At 59.5% G+C, this 14,626-nt stretch carries 16 protein-coding genes; 10 read left to right on the forward strand and 6 right to left on the reverse strand.

The features are described from left to right. Positions 1 to 5: 5 nt before the first annotated feature. Both QOV41_RS14755 and QOV41_RS14760 read left to right on the forward strand, forming a co-directional pair. Complete coding sequence (locus QOV41_RS14755) at positions 6 to 581, forward strand: alpha-ketoglutarate-dependent dioxygenase AlkB (protein ID WP_284577542.1); 576 nt, start codon at positions 6 to 8, stop codon at positions 579 to 581. Beyond that, complete coding sequence (locus QOV41_RS14760) at positions 578 to 880, forward strand: hypothetical protein (protein ID WP_284577543.1); 303 nt, start codon at positions 578 to 580, stop codon at positions 878 to 880. Before QOV41_RS14755 ends, QOV41_RS14760 begins: the two co-directional genes overlap by 4 nt. On the opposite strand, the gene murB is transcribed toward QOV41_RS14760, so the two are convergent. Further along, positions 849 to 1,883, reverse strand: a complete 1,035-nt coding sequence (gene murB / locus QOV41_RS14765; protein WP_284577545.1) for a UDP-N-acetylmuramate dehydrogenase — start codon at positions 1,881 to 1,883, stop codon at positions 849 to 851. The genes QOV41_RS14760 and murB overlap by 32 nt on opposite strands. Positions 1,884 to 2,060: 177 nt before the next feature. Here murB and QOV41_RS14770 point away from each other — a divergent pair, with 177 nt between their 5' ends. From QOV41_RS14770 to QOV41_RS14785, 4 genes are all read left to right on the forward strand, one after another. Next, positions 2,061 to 2,807: an SDR family NAD(P)-dependent oxidoreductase gene (locus QOV41_RS14770; RefSeq protein ID WP_284577547.1), complete on the forward strand. Its 747-nt coding sequence runs from the start codon at positions 2,061 to 2,063 to the stop codon at positions 2,805 to 2,807. 301 nt (positions 2,808 to 3,108) lie between these two features. Next, positions 3,109 to 3,591, forward strand: a complete 483-nt coding sequence (locus QOV41_RS14775) for a hypothetical protein (RefSeq protein ID WP_284577549.1) — start codon at positions 3,109 to 3,111, stop codon at positions 3,589 to 3,591. Between the two features lie 26 nt (positions 3,592 to 3,617). After that, positions 3,618 to 4,331, forward strand: a complete 714-nt coding sequence (locus tag QOV41_RS14780; RefSeq protein ID WP_284577550.1) for an ABC transporter ATP-binding protein — start codon at positions 3,618 to 3,620, stop codon at positions 4,329 to 4,331. Continuing rightward, on the forward strand, positions 4,328 to 6,871 hold the full coding sequence (locus QOV41_RS14785) for an ABC transporter permease (RefSeq protein ID WP_284577551.1): 2,544 nt from the start codon (positions 4,328 to 4,330) through the stop codon (positions 6,869 to 6,871). The genes QOV41_RS14780 and QOV41_RS14785 overlap by 4 nt, the downstream gene beginning before the upstream one ends. Before the next feature lie 474 nt (positions 6,872 to 7,345). Here QOV41_RS14785 and QOV41_RS14790 read toward each other — a convergent pair whose 3' ends face one another. After that, positions 7,346 to 8,590 (reverse strand): MFS transporter, encoded by a 1,245-nt coding sequence (locus QOV41_RS14790; RefSeq protein ID WP_284577552.1) that lies wholly within the window; start codon positions 8,588 to 8,590, stop codon positions 7,346 to 7,348. Positions 8,591 to 8,777: 187 nt separating this feature from the next. Between QOV41_RS14790 and QOV41_RS14795 the strand changes: the two genes are divergently transcribed. From QOV41_RS14795 to QOV41_RS14805, 3 genes are all read left to right on the forward strand, one after another. Continuing rightward, positions 8,778 to 9,074: a DUF1328 domain-containing protein gene (locus QOV41_RS14795; RefSeq protein ID WP_284577553.1), complete on the forward strand. Its 297-nt coding sequence runs from the start codon at positions 8,778 to 8,780 to the stop codon at positions 9,072 to 9,074. 37 nt (positions 9,075 to 9,111) lie between these two features. Then, positions 9,112 to 9,498, forward strand: coding sequence for a DUF4112 domain-containing protein (locus QOV41_RS14800; protein ID WP_284577554.1), 387 nt, complete (start codon positions 9,112 to 9,114; stop codon positions 9,496 to 9,498). A 131-nt stretch (positions 9,499 to 9,629) separates the two neighbouring features. After that, a complete protein-coding gene (locus QOV41_RS14805) occupies positions 9,630 to 10,253 on the forward strand; it encodes a hypothetical protein (RefSeq protein ID WP_284577555.1) in 624 nt (207 codons plus the stop codon). A gap of 49 nt (positions 10,254 to 10,302) precedes the next feature. On the opposite strand, the gene QOV41_RS14810 is transcribed toward QOV41_RS14805, so the two are convergent. The 3 genes from QOV41_RS14810 to QOV41_RS14820 all read right to left on the reverse strand — a co-directional run bounded on the left by QOV41_RS14810 (position 10,303) and on the right by QOV41_RS14820 (position 13,540). Beyond that, positions 10,303 to 11,586, reverse strand: a complete 1,284-nt coding sequence (locus QOV41_RS14810) for a saccharopine dehydrogenase family protein (protein ID WP_284577556.1) — start codon at positions 11,584 to 11,586, stop codon at positions 10,303 to 10,305. Between the two features lie 123 nt (positions 11,587 to 11,709). Further along, positions 11,710 to 12,804, reverse strand: a complete 1,095-nt coding sequence (locus QOV41_RS14815; protein WP_284581343.1) for a carboxynorspermidine decarboxylase — start codon at positions 12,802 to 12,804, stop codon at positions 11,710 to 11,712. A gap of 220 nt (positions 12,805 to 13,024) precedes the next feature. After that, positions 13,025 to 13,540: a cell wall hydrolase gene (locus QOV41_RS14820; RefSeq protein ID WP_284577558.1), complete on the reverse strand. Its 516-nt coding sequence runs from the start codon at positions 13,538 to 13,540 to the stop codon at positions 13,025 to 13,027. 236 nt (positions 13,541 to 13,776) lie between these two features. On the opposite strand from QOV41_RS14820, the gene QOV41_RS14825 reads away from it, so the two are divergent. Continuing rightward, a complete protein-coding gene (locus QOV41_RS14825; protein ID WP_284577559.1) occupies positions 13,777 to 14,004 on the forward strand; it encodes a RodZ family helix-turn-helix domain-containing protein in 228 nt (75 codons plus the stop codon). Positions 14,005 to 14,013: 9 nt separating this feature from the next. Here the strand turns inward: QOV41_RS14825 and QOV41_RS14830 are convergent, their stop codons facing one another. Continuing rightward, positions 14,014 to 14,505: a MarR family winged helix-turn-helix transcriptional regulator gene (locus QOV41_RS14830; RefSeq protein ID WP_284577561.1), complete on the reverse strand. Its 492-nt coding sequence runs from the start codon at positions 14,503 to 14,505 to the stop codon at positions 14,014 to 14,016. Positions 14,506 to 14,626 lie beyond the last annotated feature (121 nt).

The following is a 14,626-nucleotide window of genomic DNA, read 5'->3' on the forward strand; positions in this document are numbered from 1 at the left end:
CCCCAATGCAAACCGATCTGTTTGGTGGTCCTGAGCCAAGCCTGCCCCACGGCTTCCGTTATCAGCCGGACGTGGTCACCCCCAACATGCAAGCTGAAGCGCTGGCGGCGCTGACCTACCTCCCCTTCAAAGCCTTCGACTTCCACGGCTTTGAAGGTAAACGCCGCGTTGTATCGTTCGGCTGGCGATATGACTTCAGCAGCGAGAGATTAGAGCCGACGGACGAGATGCCGGCCTTCCTCTTGTCGCTCCGCGAAGTCGCCGCAGGGTTTGCAGGGCTTCCTTCCAGCGCACTCCAGCAGGCGCTCGTAACCGAATACGGGCCCGGCGCGCCTATTGGATGGCACCGTGATAAGGCGGTGTTCGGCAGGATTGTCGGAGTTTCGCTGCTGTCGCGCTGCGAATTCCGTTTGCGTCGGAAAATCGGTGCGAAGTGGGAACGAGCCAAGCTTACAGTGGAGCCCGGTTCAGCCTACCTGCTTTCTGGCCCCGCCCGAACGGAGTGGGAGCACTCCATACCGCCAGTGGAGCACATGCGTTACTCCATAACCTTCCGCGAACTTTTGGGGACCGGCCGGTGACCGCCCGTTCCCAAGTTGAGGTCAGCCCCGATGACGTCTGGGGAGCATTTCGCTGGGCGGAGCGCCCGCGATGCAGCTGCGGCGAGCTTGCTCGCGCGGTAGAAGAGGGACTCATTTTCGTCAGTGACCAGATCATCGAGGTCAGCGGAGAACAAGTTAACCGCTTCTACCTGCTGCCCGTCCAGGGCGATGGCTTCTTTGCCCTATCCGAAGGGGTCGCAATCGACCGCTGTCCGTGGTGCGGCGATCGCGCGATCGGCCGCAAGCTCAAATCAGTTCCGGCTCCTGGACTAGACTAACGCCAAAGCGATCGCGCACTGCGCTGGTAATGCGCTCCGCCAGTTCGGCGATCTCCGCTTGCGTAGCGCCACCATTGTTGACCAGCACCAGAGCATGGCGCTCAGAGACGCCGGCGCCACCCAATCGATACCCTTTGAAGCCGCTTTGCTCGATCAACCATGCGGCGGACAGCTTCGCCCTGCCATCCGCCTGCGGATAACGGGGCATATTGATGTGGCTGGCTGTCAGCTGGTTGGCTACGTCGGCCGAGACAATAGGATTGTGGAAGAACGACCCAGCATTTCCTGTCCGCCGCCAATCGGGCAGCTTGCTCTGCCTCACGGCAACCACGGTGTCGAGGATCGTGGCGGCATCAACATCCTCGGGCAGTTGATTTAGCCCGGGATACGCCAGATTGGGACGCCACTCGCGCGGTAGGGATAGCTTGACAGAAACTACGATGAAACGGCCCGGCGTGCCTTTGAAGACGCTCTGGCGATAGGAAAAATTGCAGGCGGCCCGGTCAAACGTAACCATCGCCTGTTCGGATGTATCGAAGGCCACCAGGGACACGAAGCGGTCCACCAGCTCACAACCATAGGCGCCAATGTTCTGCACGGGGGCTGCGCCCATCGTGCCCGGGATGCCTGCGAGATTTTCCAGGCCCGGCAAGCCTTGCGCGACTGTCCAGCAAACCGCTTCGTGCCAGTCTTCTCCGGCCCCGAACTCCACCACTGTCTCACTGGGGGTTTGGCTCACCACCGCCCTGCCCTTGATCGACATACGTGCCACCACACCATCGTAGAATGGGCGCAACACGACGTTACTGCCGCCCCCAAGGACGCGAAGCGGCAAGTCGAGGCGGCGCGCCTCCTCCAGAAGCGGTGCTGCTTCGTTTGCATTTGTGATGGTCGCACCGAACCGGGCTCGCGCCTCAAGGCCAAGCGTATTGTGAGCGCTAAGGTCGAAGTCTGGCGTTAACTCGACATGGTGGCTCGCGGAGAGGCTAGCTGTGACCGACATGCACTCGTCTTTTCTTGTGGGACTTATCCCAAACCAAAGCTGATGGGCTTATGCCACCATCGCCAGTGAGAGGCAAAGATTGGGTTGCCCTGATTTGGAAGTCGGCAAGCTTGCGCTGATGCCGTGGCACCCGGATAGTATTGACTGCTCGACTCCTAAGCCGAGTGGGAGGCACAATTGAACAAGATCGATCTTGATGGGCGCATAGCTGTGGTGACCGGTGGTGCCCAGGGCATAGGTTACGCGATTGCACGCCGTCTTATTGCTTCTGGCGCGCGCGTGAGCTTGTGGGACATAAATGGCGAGATGCTCGCCAAGGCGACATCCGAGCTAGGGGATGCAGCCTCCGGTCAAGTAGTCGACATTGTTGACTATTCCGCTGTTGAGGCTGCCACCGCGAACATCGAACAAACACTCGGCGGTTTGGACATCCTCGTTCACTCCGCAGGCATTGCGGGCAAGAACGCGCCGCTCGATGAGTATGATCTTAGCGAGTGGCAGCGTGTCATCGCAGTTGACCTTAATGGCGCCTTTTATGTGAACCGTGCAGTTCTGCGCGGCATGAAGGCTCGCAACTATGGCCGCATCGTCAACATCGCCTCCATTGCCGGAAAGGAGGGCAACCCCAACGCGGCTGCCTATGCGGCGGCAAAAGCTGGCGTCATCGCCATGACCAAAGCGGTAGGCAAGGAATGTGCTGGGCACAACATTGCGATCAACGCTATCACGCCGGCCACCGCCAAGACCGGCATTCTTGATGAACTCAAGCCCGAGTTCATCGACTACATGTTGAGTCGCATTCCGCGCGGACGCTTTTTGGAAGTCGAAGAAGCCGCCAGCATGGTGGCCTGGTTGGTCTCTGAGGAGAACAGCTTCACAACCGCGTCGGTCTTCGATCTTTCCGGAGGACGAGCTACATACTAGAGCGGTGTGCAGACACCAGCTTGGCCAGAGATTGTGAACACTTCGGCCCCGCCATCACTTAACCGCGATCAGCTCCGCTCTCAAAGAAGTGGTAAGGCTGCATGGCAAATATTGGGCGTCTCACTATTTCCCATAGCTCTAACCGGCTATAAGGAAGCGGTTGAGCATCTATGCGCTCGTGACCTTCCTGGTCAGGGCCGCATTGGTGGAATTGATTGTACCGGCCGATGCATAAGGCAGCGGTCGCTGTTTGGGGGCAAGCGTGCGGTTTCCTGTTCGTACTTTCGTGGCCGGAGCACTCGTGGCTACCACTTTCTTCGCCGCTGGAGCCGCGCAGGCCGGCCAAGCAGAAATCGATCGGCTGGCGAATTACGTCGGGGATTGGCGCGGCACAGGGCTACTGGTCGGCGGCGATGAGCCTGAGACCTTCACCTGCCGCTTAAGCGTTTCCAAGGGGAATGCGCTGAAGATCAACTATGCCGGCCGGTGCGCACTGCTTAACCGCAATCTGTCGGTCAGTGGGACCATCGCCTACAATGATCAGGCGCAGCAATACGAAGCTGCGATGTCTTCCAACGCCAAGTTCACCGGGCAGGCAGTCGGTCGCGTACGTGGCGAAAACGTTGTGTTTGATCTTCGAAAGCAAGACCGAGACCAATCGGGCAACGACATCGAAGTCGGCGCCGTCATTATCTTGGAGGGGCCGGCAATCACCGTGAACTTCGAAGTGGAATTCAACGATTCCGGCGATGTTCTGACTGCAAGCGTTCCTTTCGCGCAGTGATCGGCAGGGATCAATCAGAGTCCAAGATGCACGACCGAATCCATCACGAGCAACCCTTGATCGACGTGAGGGGCGCCAGTCTTGTGGTCAATGCTCAGCGCCAGACGCATATTCTCAAGGACGTCAGCTTTAGCGTCTCGCCCGGAGAGATCGTGGCGATAACGGGAGCATCCGGCAGCGGCAAGACATCCTTGCTGATGCTGCTGGGTGGGTTGCAGAAGGCCACCAGCGGGCAGGTCGTCGTCGATGGTCAAGATCTGAGCGGCTTGAACGAGGACCAACTCGCCGTGTTTCGTCGCGGCCGTGTGGCCATACTCTTCCAGAATATCAATCTTATTCCCTCGCTAACCGCGGGCGACAACGTTGGGCTGGCACTCGAGATCGTCCAACCCACCCTATCCACCTCAGAACTGACCGCGCGATCCATCGAAGCATTGCGGCAGGTGGGTCTGGAAAACCGTAGCGACAACCTACCCGCTGCGCTTTCCGGCGGCGAGCAGCAGCGTGTCGGATTAGCGAGAGCCTTGGTGACGCAGCCCAAGCTGCTGCTGGCAGATGAACCCACTGGCAACCTCGATGCGGCGAGCGGAGCGAAGGTCATCGAACTTATGTTTTCGCTGGCACGAGAACAGGATGCTGCTGTCGTGATAATCACCCATGACCCGGCCCTCGCTGCTCGGGCCGACCGCACCCTGGTGATGACCGCCGGTGTGCTGCGTCCGGAGACAGCCCTGTCTTGAGCCGGCTGCTGCGTCAGATCCGTTTCGCGCTGGCCGACCTCAAGGGCGATGTTCGGCGCTTCGGCCTGCTCCTGGCCTGTCTGGCGCTCGGCACCGGTTTGGTGGCCGCTGTCGGATCTGTTAGCGCCAATCTTGAACGCACCCTTGAGCGCGAAGCCGGCGTGCTGCTGGGCGGTGACATCGAAGTCACTCAGGAAGGCGAGCCGATCGACGCGGCACTAGTGGAGCAGTTCCGTAGTCTGGGCGAAGTTGCAGAGGTGGTCGACACCAATGCACGGGCGAGTTCGGAGGGGCAGAATGCTCTTGTAGATCTCCTAGCCGCCGGTTCTACCTACCCATTGATCGGCACCATAAGCTCGCCGCAGCTTTCGCCTGGCGTCGCGCTCGATGCGTTCCTGGCCGAACGCGATGGCATGTCCGGTGTGCTGGCTGATCCGGTGCTCTTGCAGCGCCTGAGCGTCGGGCTCGGGTCTACTGTTCGGATCGGCGGAACGCCTTTCGAGGTCCGCGGCACGCTCTCGGGAGTTCCAGACGGCCCGGTTCGCGGCGTTCGCCTAGGCCTCACGGCCCTTATCCCCCTTGAGAGCTACAACACCTTAGCGACCCGGGACATTCCCTTGCCTGGACTTTCGCCTCTCTACCGGTACAAGATCCGGCTTGGAGAAGACTTGGCCGTTCCGGAGGCGCTCGCAGTTCTGGAACAACTCTCCGCTTCTGCCGAGTGGCAAGTCCGCACGGCGCGTGAGGCGATCGGGCCGCTGGTGGAGTACTACGACCTCTTTGCCCGATATCTGCTGCTGATCGGGTTGGCCGCCGTACTGATCGGCGGGTCAGGCGTTTCTCAGGTCGTGACGGCCTACATGCTTGAGCGCCAGCGCTCTGTTGCCACAATGCGGGCGCTCGGCGCCACCGGCTCACGCCTATTGGTGCACTATATGGCCCAGATCGTGCTGCTGGCCATTATAGGTGTCGGCATTGGCGTCTTGGCGGGTGCACTCCTCTCCTTTGCCCTTTTGACCCCGCTGAGTGCTGCCATCGGCTTTCCCTTGCGCGGTACGCTGGAGCTCGTCCCACTGGCAGCCGCGACGGGCTTCGGGCTATTGGCGAGCGCCTTGTTCGCCTATCTCCCATTGCTCCGCGCGCAGCAGATCAGCCCGGGCGTCCTGTTCCGCTCCGCCGTTGCCACGCTCCCGCCGATGCCCCTACGGGCGCTGACCGGACTGGACATCGCGCTACCACTGCTGGTTGCGGGATCCGCCGCCATTGCACTTGCCTACGTGCTGACCGGTGATCTGGCGTTGACGCTCGGAGCAGCGGTTGCTGCCGGACTGGTGCTGCTTGTGCTACAAAACGTCTCCAAATTGCTACAGTTTACCCTGGGACTGGTGCGGCCGGGTAAGGCATGGGTCCGCGGATTGCTGCGCGGAGCGACCGCTCCGGGGTCGGCTGCAGCCGCAACTATTGTCTCGGTCGGCATGGGTTTAACCCTGCTGCTTTCAATGGTTCTGGTTGTTTCCAGTCTCCGTGCAGAGCTGATCGATGCCGTAGTGGAGGATGCGCCCAGCCTCATCGCGACCGATCTTTTTTCCGATGAAGTTGAGACCTTGCAGCAGTTCGCTCAGGACGGGCAGATCGATTGGGTATTAGCAACGCCCATGCTGCGGGGGCGCGTCTTGCGTCTTGATGACAAGGACGTATCTAGCGCCGGCTCGCCGGAGGCCCGCTTTCTGTTTTCAGGTGACATTCCCCTCGGCATGGAACGCGAACTGCCACAAGGCTCCCGGATCGAAGCTGGCCAGTGGTGGGCCGCTGACTATGACGGCCCCCCGCTGGTTTCGCTGCCGTCCCAGCTACAGCGAGAGTTGGGGCTTGAGGTCGGCGACGTCGCTGAGTTCGAGCTTTTTGGGGAAGTCGTTCAGGCAAGCATTGCCAGCTTTCGCGAGTACCGCTTCCAGGAGGGACTCAACTTCGCCGTGGCGTTTTCGCCCGGGTTCATAGAGCAATATCCTCTGACCTACCTCGCATCCATCAAGGTCCACCCCGGCGAAGACGTACCAGTTCAGCAGGCGCTCGCTGCCGAGTTCCCAGATGTCAATTTCGTGCCGGTGGGAGATACCATTGCGCAGCTTTCCAGCGCGCTGAACCAATTAGCGGGCGTGGTACTGGCCGCTGGAGCGCTGGCGCTGACAAACGGAATTCTCGTGCTGATTGGCGCCACCTCTACAGGCCGCAAGCAGCGCGAAGCGGAGGCCGTGATCATGAAAGTTCTGGGCGCGACACGACGCGAGTTGCTCACCTCGGAAGCCATCTATTTCGTTGGATTGGCAATCTATGCGGCAGTGTTTGCCATGATCCTTGGGATCGTGCTTGCTTACCTCGTTGCAGGCAATGTTTTGGGCATAGCGCTCTCGCTCGACGCTACCTCGTTGCTGGTTGTTGCAATCGGGGCGGTGCTGCTGGTGACAGTCGTAGGAGTCCTCAACACGCGCCGCATACTCTCGGTTAGCCCTTCGCAGTTTCTCCGAGGGCGCGTTCTATAGTCAGTCAGGAACGCCTAGCATGCGGCGGCATTTGGCGCGAGTGTGCTGCAGCGCACTGGAATGGAAATCAGATCCGACTCTGAACTGGAGGGCGGAAGGCGGAGCCCCTATCTAAGCTGGCAAAGGGGAAGAGATGACGAGATCTGAGCTCGAGAAACTTAAGCGCATTCTGGGCTTACTAGGTTCAAACCACGGAGGAGAACGGGCGTCAGCTGCTTTGGCGGCTCATAAGCTCCTACAATCCGCCGGCACTTCCTGGGACGAACTCCTGCGCCGAACCGACCCCAGGCGGAAGACCGGATATGGCCAAGACTACCTTGAAGCTGCTGAATCGCGGATGCGCCAGTTGCGAGGCGAAAACGAGCGCCTGGAGGCACAGAACAAACTTCTGAAGTCCCGTTTGGCCGCGGCACGAGAGCAACTCGCGCATGCCAGAGCTGACGACGAAAGCCCGGCTTAGGCAAACTCGCTCAGTTACGCAGGGTGCGCCTCGCTCTCCGGCTCCCCTTCAGGGTGCAGCGGCGCCACAACTGGTGTCGTTTGCGGGAGCGGACGGAAAGCGGCTTGTTCGTCGGCCGGCAGCGGCGGCCTCACAGATGCTCGCCAGACCCCGAAAGCAGCGGCAGCAGCGCCAAGGAGCGCGGTGAAGGCAAAAAGTCCCGCTGGCCCAAGCCGAGCCATCAGCACTGAGGCAACGAGTGGTCCAATAATTGCTGCGACGGAGTTTATAAGGATCATGCCCCCGCTCGCAGCGACAAGATCCTGCTTGGCCACATGGTCGTTCGTGTGGGCCAGGCAGATGGGATAGATGCTGAAGGAAATACCCCCAAACAGGAGCGTTATCCCAAGGAATAGCCAGTTGCCGTCCGGAAGCAGCCACATGGCTACGCTGAGGACACCCAGCGCCGCTGAAACGCCGATGATGATCGTGCGACGGTCAAAAGCGTCAGAGAGCCAGCCTAATGGCCACTGCAAGACCACTCCTCCTGCAATGAGAATGGTCATAAATGCTGCCGTCCCTGACATGCCGAACCCGGATTGGGCCGCAAAGACCGGGGCAAGTCCATAGAGGGCGCCGCTTACAGCCCCGCTGATGGCAACTCCAGCGAGGCCGAGTGGCGAAGCCTGATACAGAGCGCGCAGACTGAATGAAGTCACATGTGGCAGCACGGGAGGCGCTGCTCGGGTTAGGCAGAGAGGCACCAGCGAGAGCGACAGCAGAACCGAAATGATCATGAACAGCACCGGACTGCCCAACACGTTGAAGTTCAGGAGTTGCTGACCTGCCGCCATCGCCGTGAACAGCGTGATCATATAGGTAGACAGGATTTGACCGCGGCTCTCATTGGTCGCCTGTTCGTTCAACCAACTCTCGATGCACATGTAGATGCCAGCCAGGCAGACACCCTCGATGAAGCGCAAGGCAACCCAGATCAGAAGGTCTGGAGTGAGCGCGTGACCCAGCGACGCGGCAGAATAAATAGAGGCTAGTGCGGCAAAAACCCGGATATGGCCGGCGCGGGCAATGAAGCGAAAACACTGCAGCGAGCCCAGCGTCAGGCCAGCAAAGAATGCCGCACTGACGAAGCCAATGGCGATCGAACTGGCGCCGGTATTGGCCATACGCAACCCGATGAGCGTGCCTAGGGCGCCGTTTCCCAGCATCATGAAGGCTACGCTGAAGAGTACAGGGAGGACAGGTCGGATGGCTGTGAGCATGTGCCTCGGCTTTGCGGTCAGAGAGTCTTGTTGAGGGTAACGTCTGCTGTAGTTGGGTGGGTTCCTGCAGTGCGGAAGTGACGCGCTACTGGTCTGAACAACAGCAGATTTCGTATATGGTCAACGAGAGTGGTGCGGGGCGGCAGTCTCGTAGGACGCTGTGGTAGAAGGCCGAAGTGCCCAATGCATGGGGAGCTTGTTAGTCGTTGAACGGCAGAAACGCCACCCGAGGTCGACAGTTTGGCGGAACTGTGGAACTTCGCCGCAAAAGGGGACGTTGGTCCTTCAGGTCAAAAATGGAGGGCTTACCATGCTTGAACTACTTATCGCACTCGTGGTCATCGCGCTGATTGCCGGCGCCCTAGGCTTCACGGGCATTGCTCGCGGCGCTGCGGGTCTCGCCAAGATCGTGTTCTTTATTCTGCTGGCGATCATCGTTATTTTCCTGATTCTTGGCGTGCTCGGGATCGCGGCGATATTCTAGCGCACGAACCCAGGTCGTAGGCGCTATTGTGCCAACATTGTCCAAAAGAACTGCGCCTGTCGCTACCGCAACTCAGCCAGCCGACCATCGGCTGGCTGAGCTCGACCGTCTGGCTAACCTCTTGGACTCGCGCTGGGGCATTCCCGGTACATCCATGCGGTTTGGCGTGGACGCGCTGGTGGGTCTGGTCCCCGGCATCGGCGACGCCGCCGCGGGTGCCGTGTCGCTCTACATCATTTCACAGGCAGCCAAGCACGGTGCGCCCCGACCATTGATCGGCCGCATGGTGGCCAACACTGCTGTGGATTTCGTGGTGGGTTCAGTTCCGCTTCTGGGTTCCGTGTTCGACCTGTTCTTCAAGGCCAACAAACGCAATATGCGGCTCCTACGAGAGCATTTCGAGACAACACCAGACTCGCGCTAGTCTGGCCGCCTCGCGTGAGGGGCTATACCTACCAGATCATCGTACTTGCCCCGATCCCGGCTCTGAACACCTCAGACTGCATCTTTCTCCCCTTGTACTCGTTCGCCCGTAAGCGCTAGCGGGAGATCGATATGGACTGGCTTGTGGACAATCGGGAGCTACTCAGCCTCTTGGCCAATCTTGGCATGCTGGTAGTCTGGATTACCTACCTGCAGGTTTTCATCAGCAGCTACCGGCGCCAGAACAAGCCCAAAATCCTGATCAATCTCGGCGGCGGACGAGAACTGGACGCACGGTGTCTCGTCAGCAACATGAGCGCCGACCCAATCTATGTGCAGTCCATCATCGCAAAACTGCACACGGCGGATCGCGAGATTGCCTGCCCGGTGACCGAGCTCGATGGGGTGGAAGACTGGGAGGAGCCGTCCGACCTGCGGCTGTGGTCGCGACAGGGGCCGCTCGGTGCCGGGAATGTACGCGACATGGGTTCGCTGCGCTCAATCTTCGACCACGTGCTGCGTAGAAAATCGCCAAACGAGGACCCGAGCGCGGTGCAACAGGAACTTATCTCGTTCGAACTTCAGGTCGCGGCGGTCTATGGATCGGAGGACCTGCTGGTCGGTGCAAAGCGCCAGTTCAAAGTGCGGAGCAAGGATGATCAGGTCTGTGTGCAGCCGCTAACCGTCGATGCGAAACAGATCCGCTCCCGTCGGGAGCGGAAGGAGATCAGCCGTCTACTGGAGCAGGAGCTTTAGAAAAGAAAACGGCCCGGGCATTGGGCCCGGACCGTCTGGAGTACTTCCGCTAGAGCGCCGCTGCAATCTTGACTGCTGGCACCAACGGCGCCTCGTCAAAGGTCAGTGGGCGATCCCCTGCCGCATCGTGGATGCGGGTGGGCAGGCCCATCTCGGCCAACAGATCCAGGAACGGACGGGCGGGCAGTTGCTCGACATTGACCATGCGCTTGGCATCCCAATCACCCTCGGCAATCAGGATCGCCGCGGCCACGGGGGGTACACCAGCCGTGTAGGAGATGGCCTGGCTTCCGACCTCGGCATAGTTTTCGGCGTGATCGGAAATGTTGTAGATAAACACCTCCTGCGCCATGCCATCCTTGGTGCCTTTAACGAGATCACCAATGCAGGTCTTGCCTCGGTAGTTCGGCGCCAGTGATGCCGGATCGGGCAGCACGGCCTTGACTACCTTAAGCGGCACCACCTGGAGGCCTTCGGCGGTCGTTACCGGCTGCTCGGAGAGCAGCCCGAGATTGTTGAGGACGGTGAACACGTTGATGTAGTGCTCGCCAAAACCCATCCAGAACCGAACATTGGGCACGTTGAGATTGGCCGAGAGCGAGTGAATCTCGTCATGGCCAGTCAGGTAAGTGGTCTGCGCGCCAACAACCGGCAGGTCATCGGTGCGCTTGACCTCAAACATCTTGTTGGAGGTCCACTGGCTGTCCTGCCAGGTCCAGACCTGGCCGGTGAACTCGCGGAAGTTGATTTCCGGATCGAAGTTCGTGGCGAAGTACTTGCCGTGCGAACCAGCATTGACGTCGATGATGTCAATCGAGTCGATGGAGTCGAAATACTCCTCAGCCGCCAGCGCCGCATAGGCGTTGACGACGCCCGGGTCGAACCCAGCACCCAAAATGGCAGTAATGCCCTTGCGCTCGCATTCGGCGCGGTGCGTCCACTCGTAATTGCCGTACCAGGGCGGCGTTTCGCAGATCTTTTGGGGATCTTCGTGGATGGCGGTGTCGATATAGGCAGCCCCAGTCTCGATGCAGGCGCGCAGCACCGACATGTTGAGGAAGGAGGAGCCCACATTGATCACTATGCCCGCCCGAGTTCGGGCGATCAGCGCTTTTGTCGCCTCGACGTCCAGAGCGTCAAGCTGATGAGCTTGCAACACGCCGGGCATCTTGAGGGATCGTTTCTCGAGCACGCTCTGAACGATCGCGTGGCACTTGTCGACAGTGCGCGAGGCGATGTGGATATCGCCGAGCACGTCGTTTGCTTGAGCGGCCTTATGGGCGACGACCTGCGCCACACCTCCGGCCCCGACAATCAGGACATTCTTTTTCAATTGGCACGAAACACCTTTTCTAATGCGCGGCCGGCAAGGCTCTCAGCCTGCCCTCTGGACGCGCCCCAATCGGCACCGGCGCCTGAGCGGCTACCGGCAGTGGCTACGCTGAACCACGTCACCTCAAGAGAGGCTATCGACGTAGTCCGTGTAGGTGAAGCTCTTGACGAGCCGCACCCGACCGTCCAGTTCCCTCACGGCTATAGAGGGCATCTGAACGCCGTTGAACCAGTTCTTTTTCACCATGGTATAGCCGCCCGCATCCAGAATTGAGATGCGCTGGCCGACCGCCAATGGCTGTTCGAACTGGAACTCCCCAAAGATGTCACCGGCAAGACATGACTTGCCGCACACCATGTAACTATGACCGCCCCGGTTCGGTAGGACCTTGGCTTCGAGGCGGTAGATCAAAAGATCGAGCATATGCGCTTCGATCGAAGAGTCAACGACTGCCAAGTCCTTGCCGTTGTTCAAGATATCGAGAACGGTGACCTCTAGCGTCGTCGAATTGGTAATCGCGGCCTCACCGGGCTCGAGATAAACTTGGACATTCCAGCGCTCCGAGAAGGCCTTGAGCCGATCGGCGAAGGCCTCGAGCGGATAGTTTTCGCCGGTGAAGTGAATACCGCCGCCCAGGCTGACCCAGTCGAGTTGTTCGAGGACGCTGCCGAAGCGCGCTTCGATGCCGGCCAGTATCTCGGAGAAGCTCTCGAAACTGTTGTTCTCGCAGTGACAGTGGATCATCACACCCGAGATTCGATCGAGCACCGGAAGGATGCGGTCCAAATCCCATTCACCCAAGCGGCTGTGTGGACGAGCCGGGTCGGCGATGATGAAACTGGAGTGGCTCACTTGCGGGTTGAGCCGCAGGCCGAGCTGTTTGCCGGCTGCAGCGCCGGCGAAGCGGGTCAGCTGATTGACCGAGTTGAAGATGATCTTGTCGCAATTGGCGACGACCGCCTCTATTTCGTCATCCGAAAAAGCGACGGAATAGGCGTGGGTCTCGCCGCCGAACTTCTCACGGCCAAGGCGAACTTCGTTGAGCGAGGAGGACGTCGTCCCGTCCATGTGCTCGGCCATGAGGTCAAACACCGACCAAGTGGCGAAGCACTTGAGCGCCAGCAGGCATTTGACGCCCGACCTCTGACGCAAATACGATATTTTCTCAAGGTTCCCAAGAAGTACCGTCTTGTCGACGAGGTAATAAGGCGTCTGCAACGTCAATCTAAGCTATCGCACCTCAGGCCGGATCTGCGGGAGTAGCAGGTTGCACGCTGACAAAGCTGGCGCGCACCGCGAAAGCGCACACATACACATTCACTTCCCCTGAAACAAGTGAACGCGCCATTACGACGCGGATGGAACAGCTGAGACTAAAAGGAGGTTCAGCCGACCCCGTGGCCTGGGCCGACTGCACCTGCAATCGTTAGGCTGCGAACTAGCCCCGATAAAAGATGTGCTGCCCGATCTGCTTGAGCTTCTGCATCTTCGGAGCCCAGTTCGGGTTCACATAGTTGGCATGGTAGTGCGTTGCGAGGTGAAGTTCAGCCACCAGCGGCTCGCTGTCAGTGGCCTTTTCAGCAATCTCCATCGCCAAGTTCCAGGCCTTGGTTTCGCTGCGCGTCTCTGGAACGCCATCGCAGGCGAAGGAGAACTGGCAAGCATTGCGCTTGTGCTTGTTCTGATAGACGACGCCGCAGATGCTGTCAGGATAGCGCTTGTCGGCAACGCGGTTGAGAATGACCTGAGCGACGGCCATTTGACCATCGCGGCTCTCGCCGCGGGCTTCATAGTATATTGCGGTCGCCAGGCAATCGACTTCGCTCGCACTAGATGCAGCCTGAGCACTGGCTGTGGTACCCAGCGTTGCCGTAACAGCGGTAAACGTCAGCACCGTCAACATGGAGAGTATCTGGCGGGAGGCACGATTGGGCAGAAGTGAAGAAAGCCGCATTTATTTTGGAACCGCTTCGTTAGTCGTTGAGTTTAAGCTAGTCGCCCCTGGCGAAGCGGTGCGCTTAGACTACGCAGAAGCGCGCATAATCGGGCGGAGTATGTTCAAGGTCTGGGCCATTCCCAGACCAGAATGTGGCAGCCGTTACCTTGACGCGAGTTAACGTTGCGGGAGCAGGCTGCCTATGGGCCGTCTGTATAAGGGAACTTCAAGCCTGCCTCACGCCTTGTGCGGTCATGAGCAAGATCAGTTTTACCGATGGTGGCGGATCCCCAGCAGAAGACCGCAACCGCCGCGAGCGGCTAGGCCTTAGCGTAGACGACCTGGCGGCAGCCGCTAGAATCGACAGCGCTACGCTTGTTGCTTACGAGCAGACCAACGCCGGATCCGAACCAGACCTTGTGGTACGACAAAAGGTCGGTGAGGCGCTCACCCGCCTTGAGGCGGAGAGCGAGACCGAATGACTGCCGCCCTTAGTTTGGTTCGGGATCGGCTATCAGACGAGCGGATGAGTCAAGCACAGCCGCTGCATCGATATCCTCTTGCCCTAGCATCGCAGCCACGCGTTCAAGCGCTGAGAGCAGCATCAACTGCTCCCATTCCGGCAAGCCGCTGAACTGCTGATGAAAGCGTGCATGCGCTCCGTCCGGCGCTATAGCGAGAACACGGCGGCCCGCATCCGTTAGGGACAGCCACACCTGACGTCGATCGCTCTCACCTTTGCGGCGCAAGATCATGCCTTGCGCTTCCAGTTTCTGGATCAGCGCTGTCGTCGTAGCCTGGGTGATGCCCATGCGAGCGGCAATGTGACCAGCTGTATGTTCACTCCCCTCCTCCAGAAGCTGCATGAAAATGAGCTGGGATGGTGTGAGGCCGGTCTCGCGCATCAGCGCCTTGGAGTTGAGCTCGGTTACCCGCAGTATCTTGCGCATGGCCGAAAGGGCAGATCTGGTCCGAGCTTCCAAGACGGGCACCCAAAATGAAGCGATTCAATCTTCTCTAGCGCCGCAGAGCCCGCTGCTAAAGCAGGAAAGTAGGGGCTCGGCGATTTAGTTAGCCCTTTATAAACATATTTGCTCGGCTTAC

Origin of the sequence: Devosia sp. RR2S18 (assembly GCF_030177755.1) — a bacterium.
GTDB lineage: Bacteria > Pseudomonadota > Alphaproteobacteria > Rhizobiales > Devosiaceae > Devosia > Devosia rhizosphaerae.

Excerpts from the sequence above, each read along its gene's own strand:
- QOV41_RS14755 (WP_284577542.1), top strand. The coding sequence starts at position 6 with ATGCAAACCGATCTGTTTGGTGGTCCTGAGCCAAGCCTGCCCCACGGC.
- murB (WP_284577545.1), bottom strand. The coding sequence starts at position 1,883 with ATGTCGGTCACAGCTAGCCTCTCCGCGAGCCACCATGTCGAGTTAACG.
- QOV41_RS14780 (WP_284577550.1), top strand. The coding sequence starts at position 3,618 with ATGCACGACCGAATCCATCACGAGCAACCCTTGATCGACGTGAGGGGC.
- QOV41_RS14790 (WP_284577552.1), bottom strand. The coding sequence starts at position 8,590 with ATGCTCACAGCCATCCGACCTGTCCTCCCTGTACTCTTCAGCGTAGCC.
- QOV41_RS14795 (WP_284577553.1), top strand. The coding sequence starts at position 8,778 with ATGGGGAGCTTGTTAGTCGTTGAACGGCAGAAACGCCACCCGAGGTCG.
- QOV41_RS14805 (WP_284577555.1), top strand. The coding sequence starts at position 9,630 with ATGGACTGGCTTGTGGACAATCGGGAGCTACTCAGCCTCTTGGCCAAT.
- QOV41_RS14820 (WP_284577558.1), bottom strand. The coding sequence starts at position 13,540 with ATGCGGCTTTCTTCACTTCTGCCCAATCGTGCCTCCCGCCAGATACTC.
- QOV41_RS14825 (WP_284577559.1), top strand. The coding sequence starts at position 13,777 with ATGAGCAAGATCAGTTTTACCGATGGTGGCGGATCCCCAGCAGAAGAC.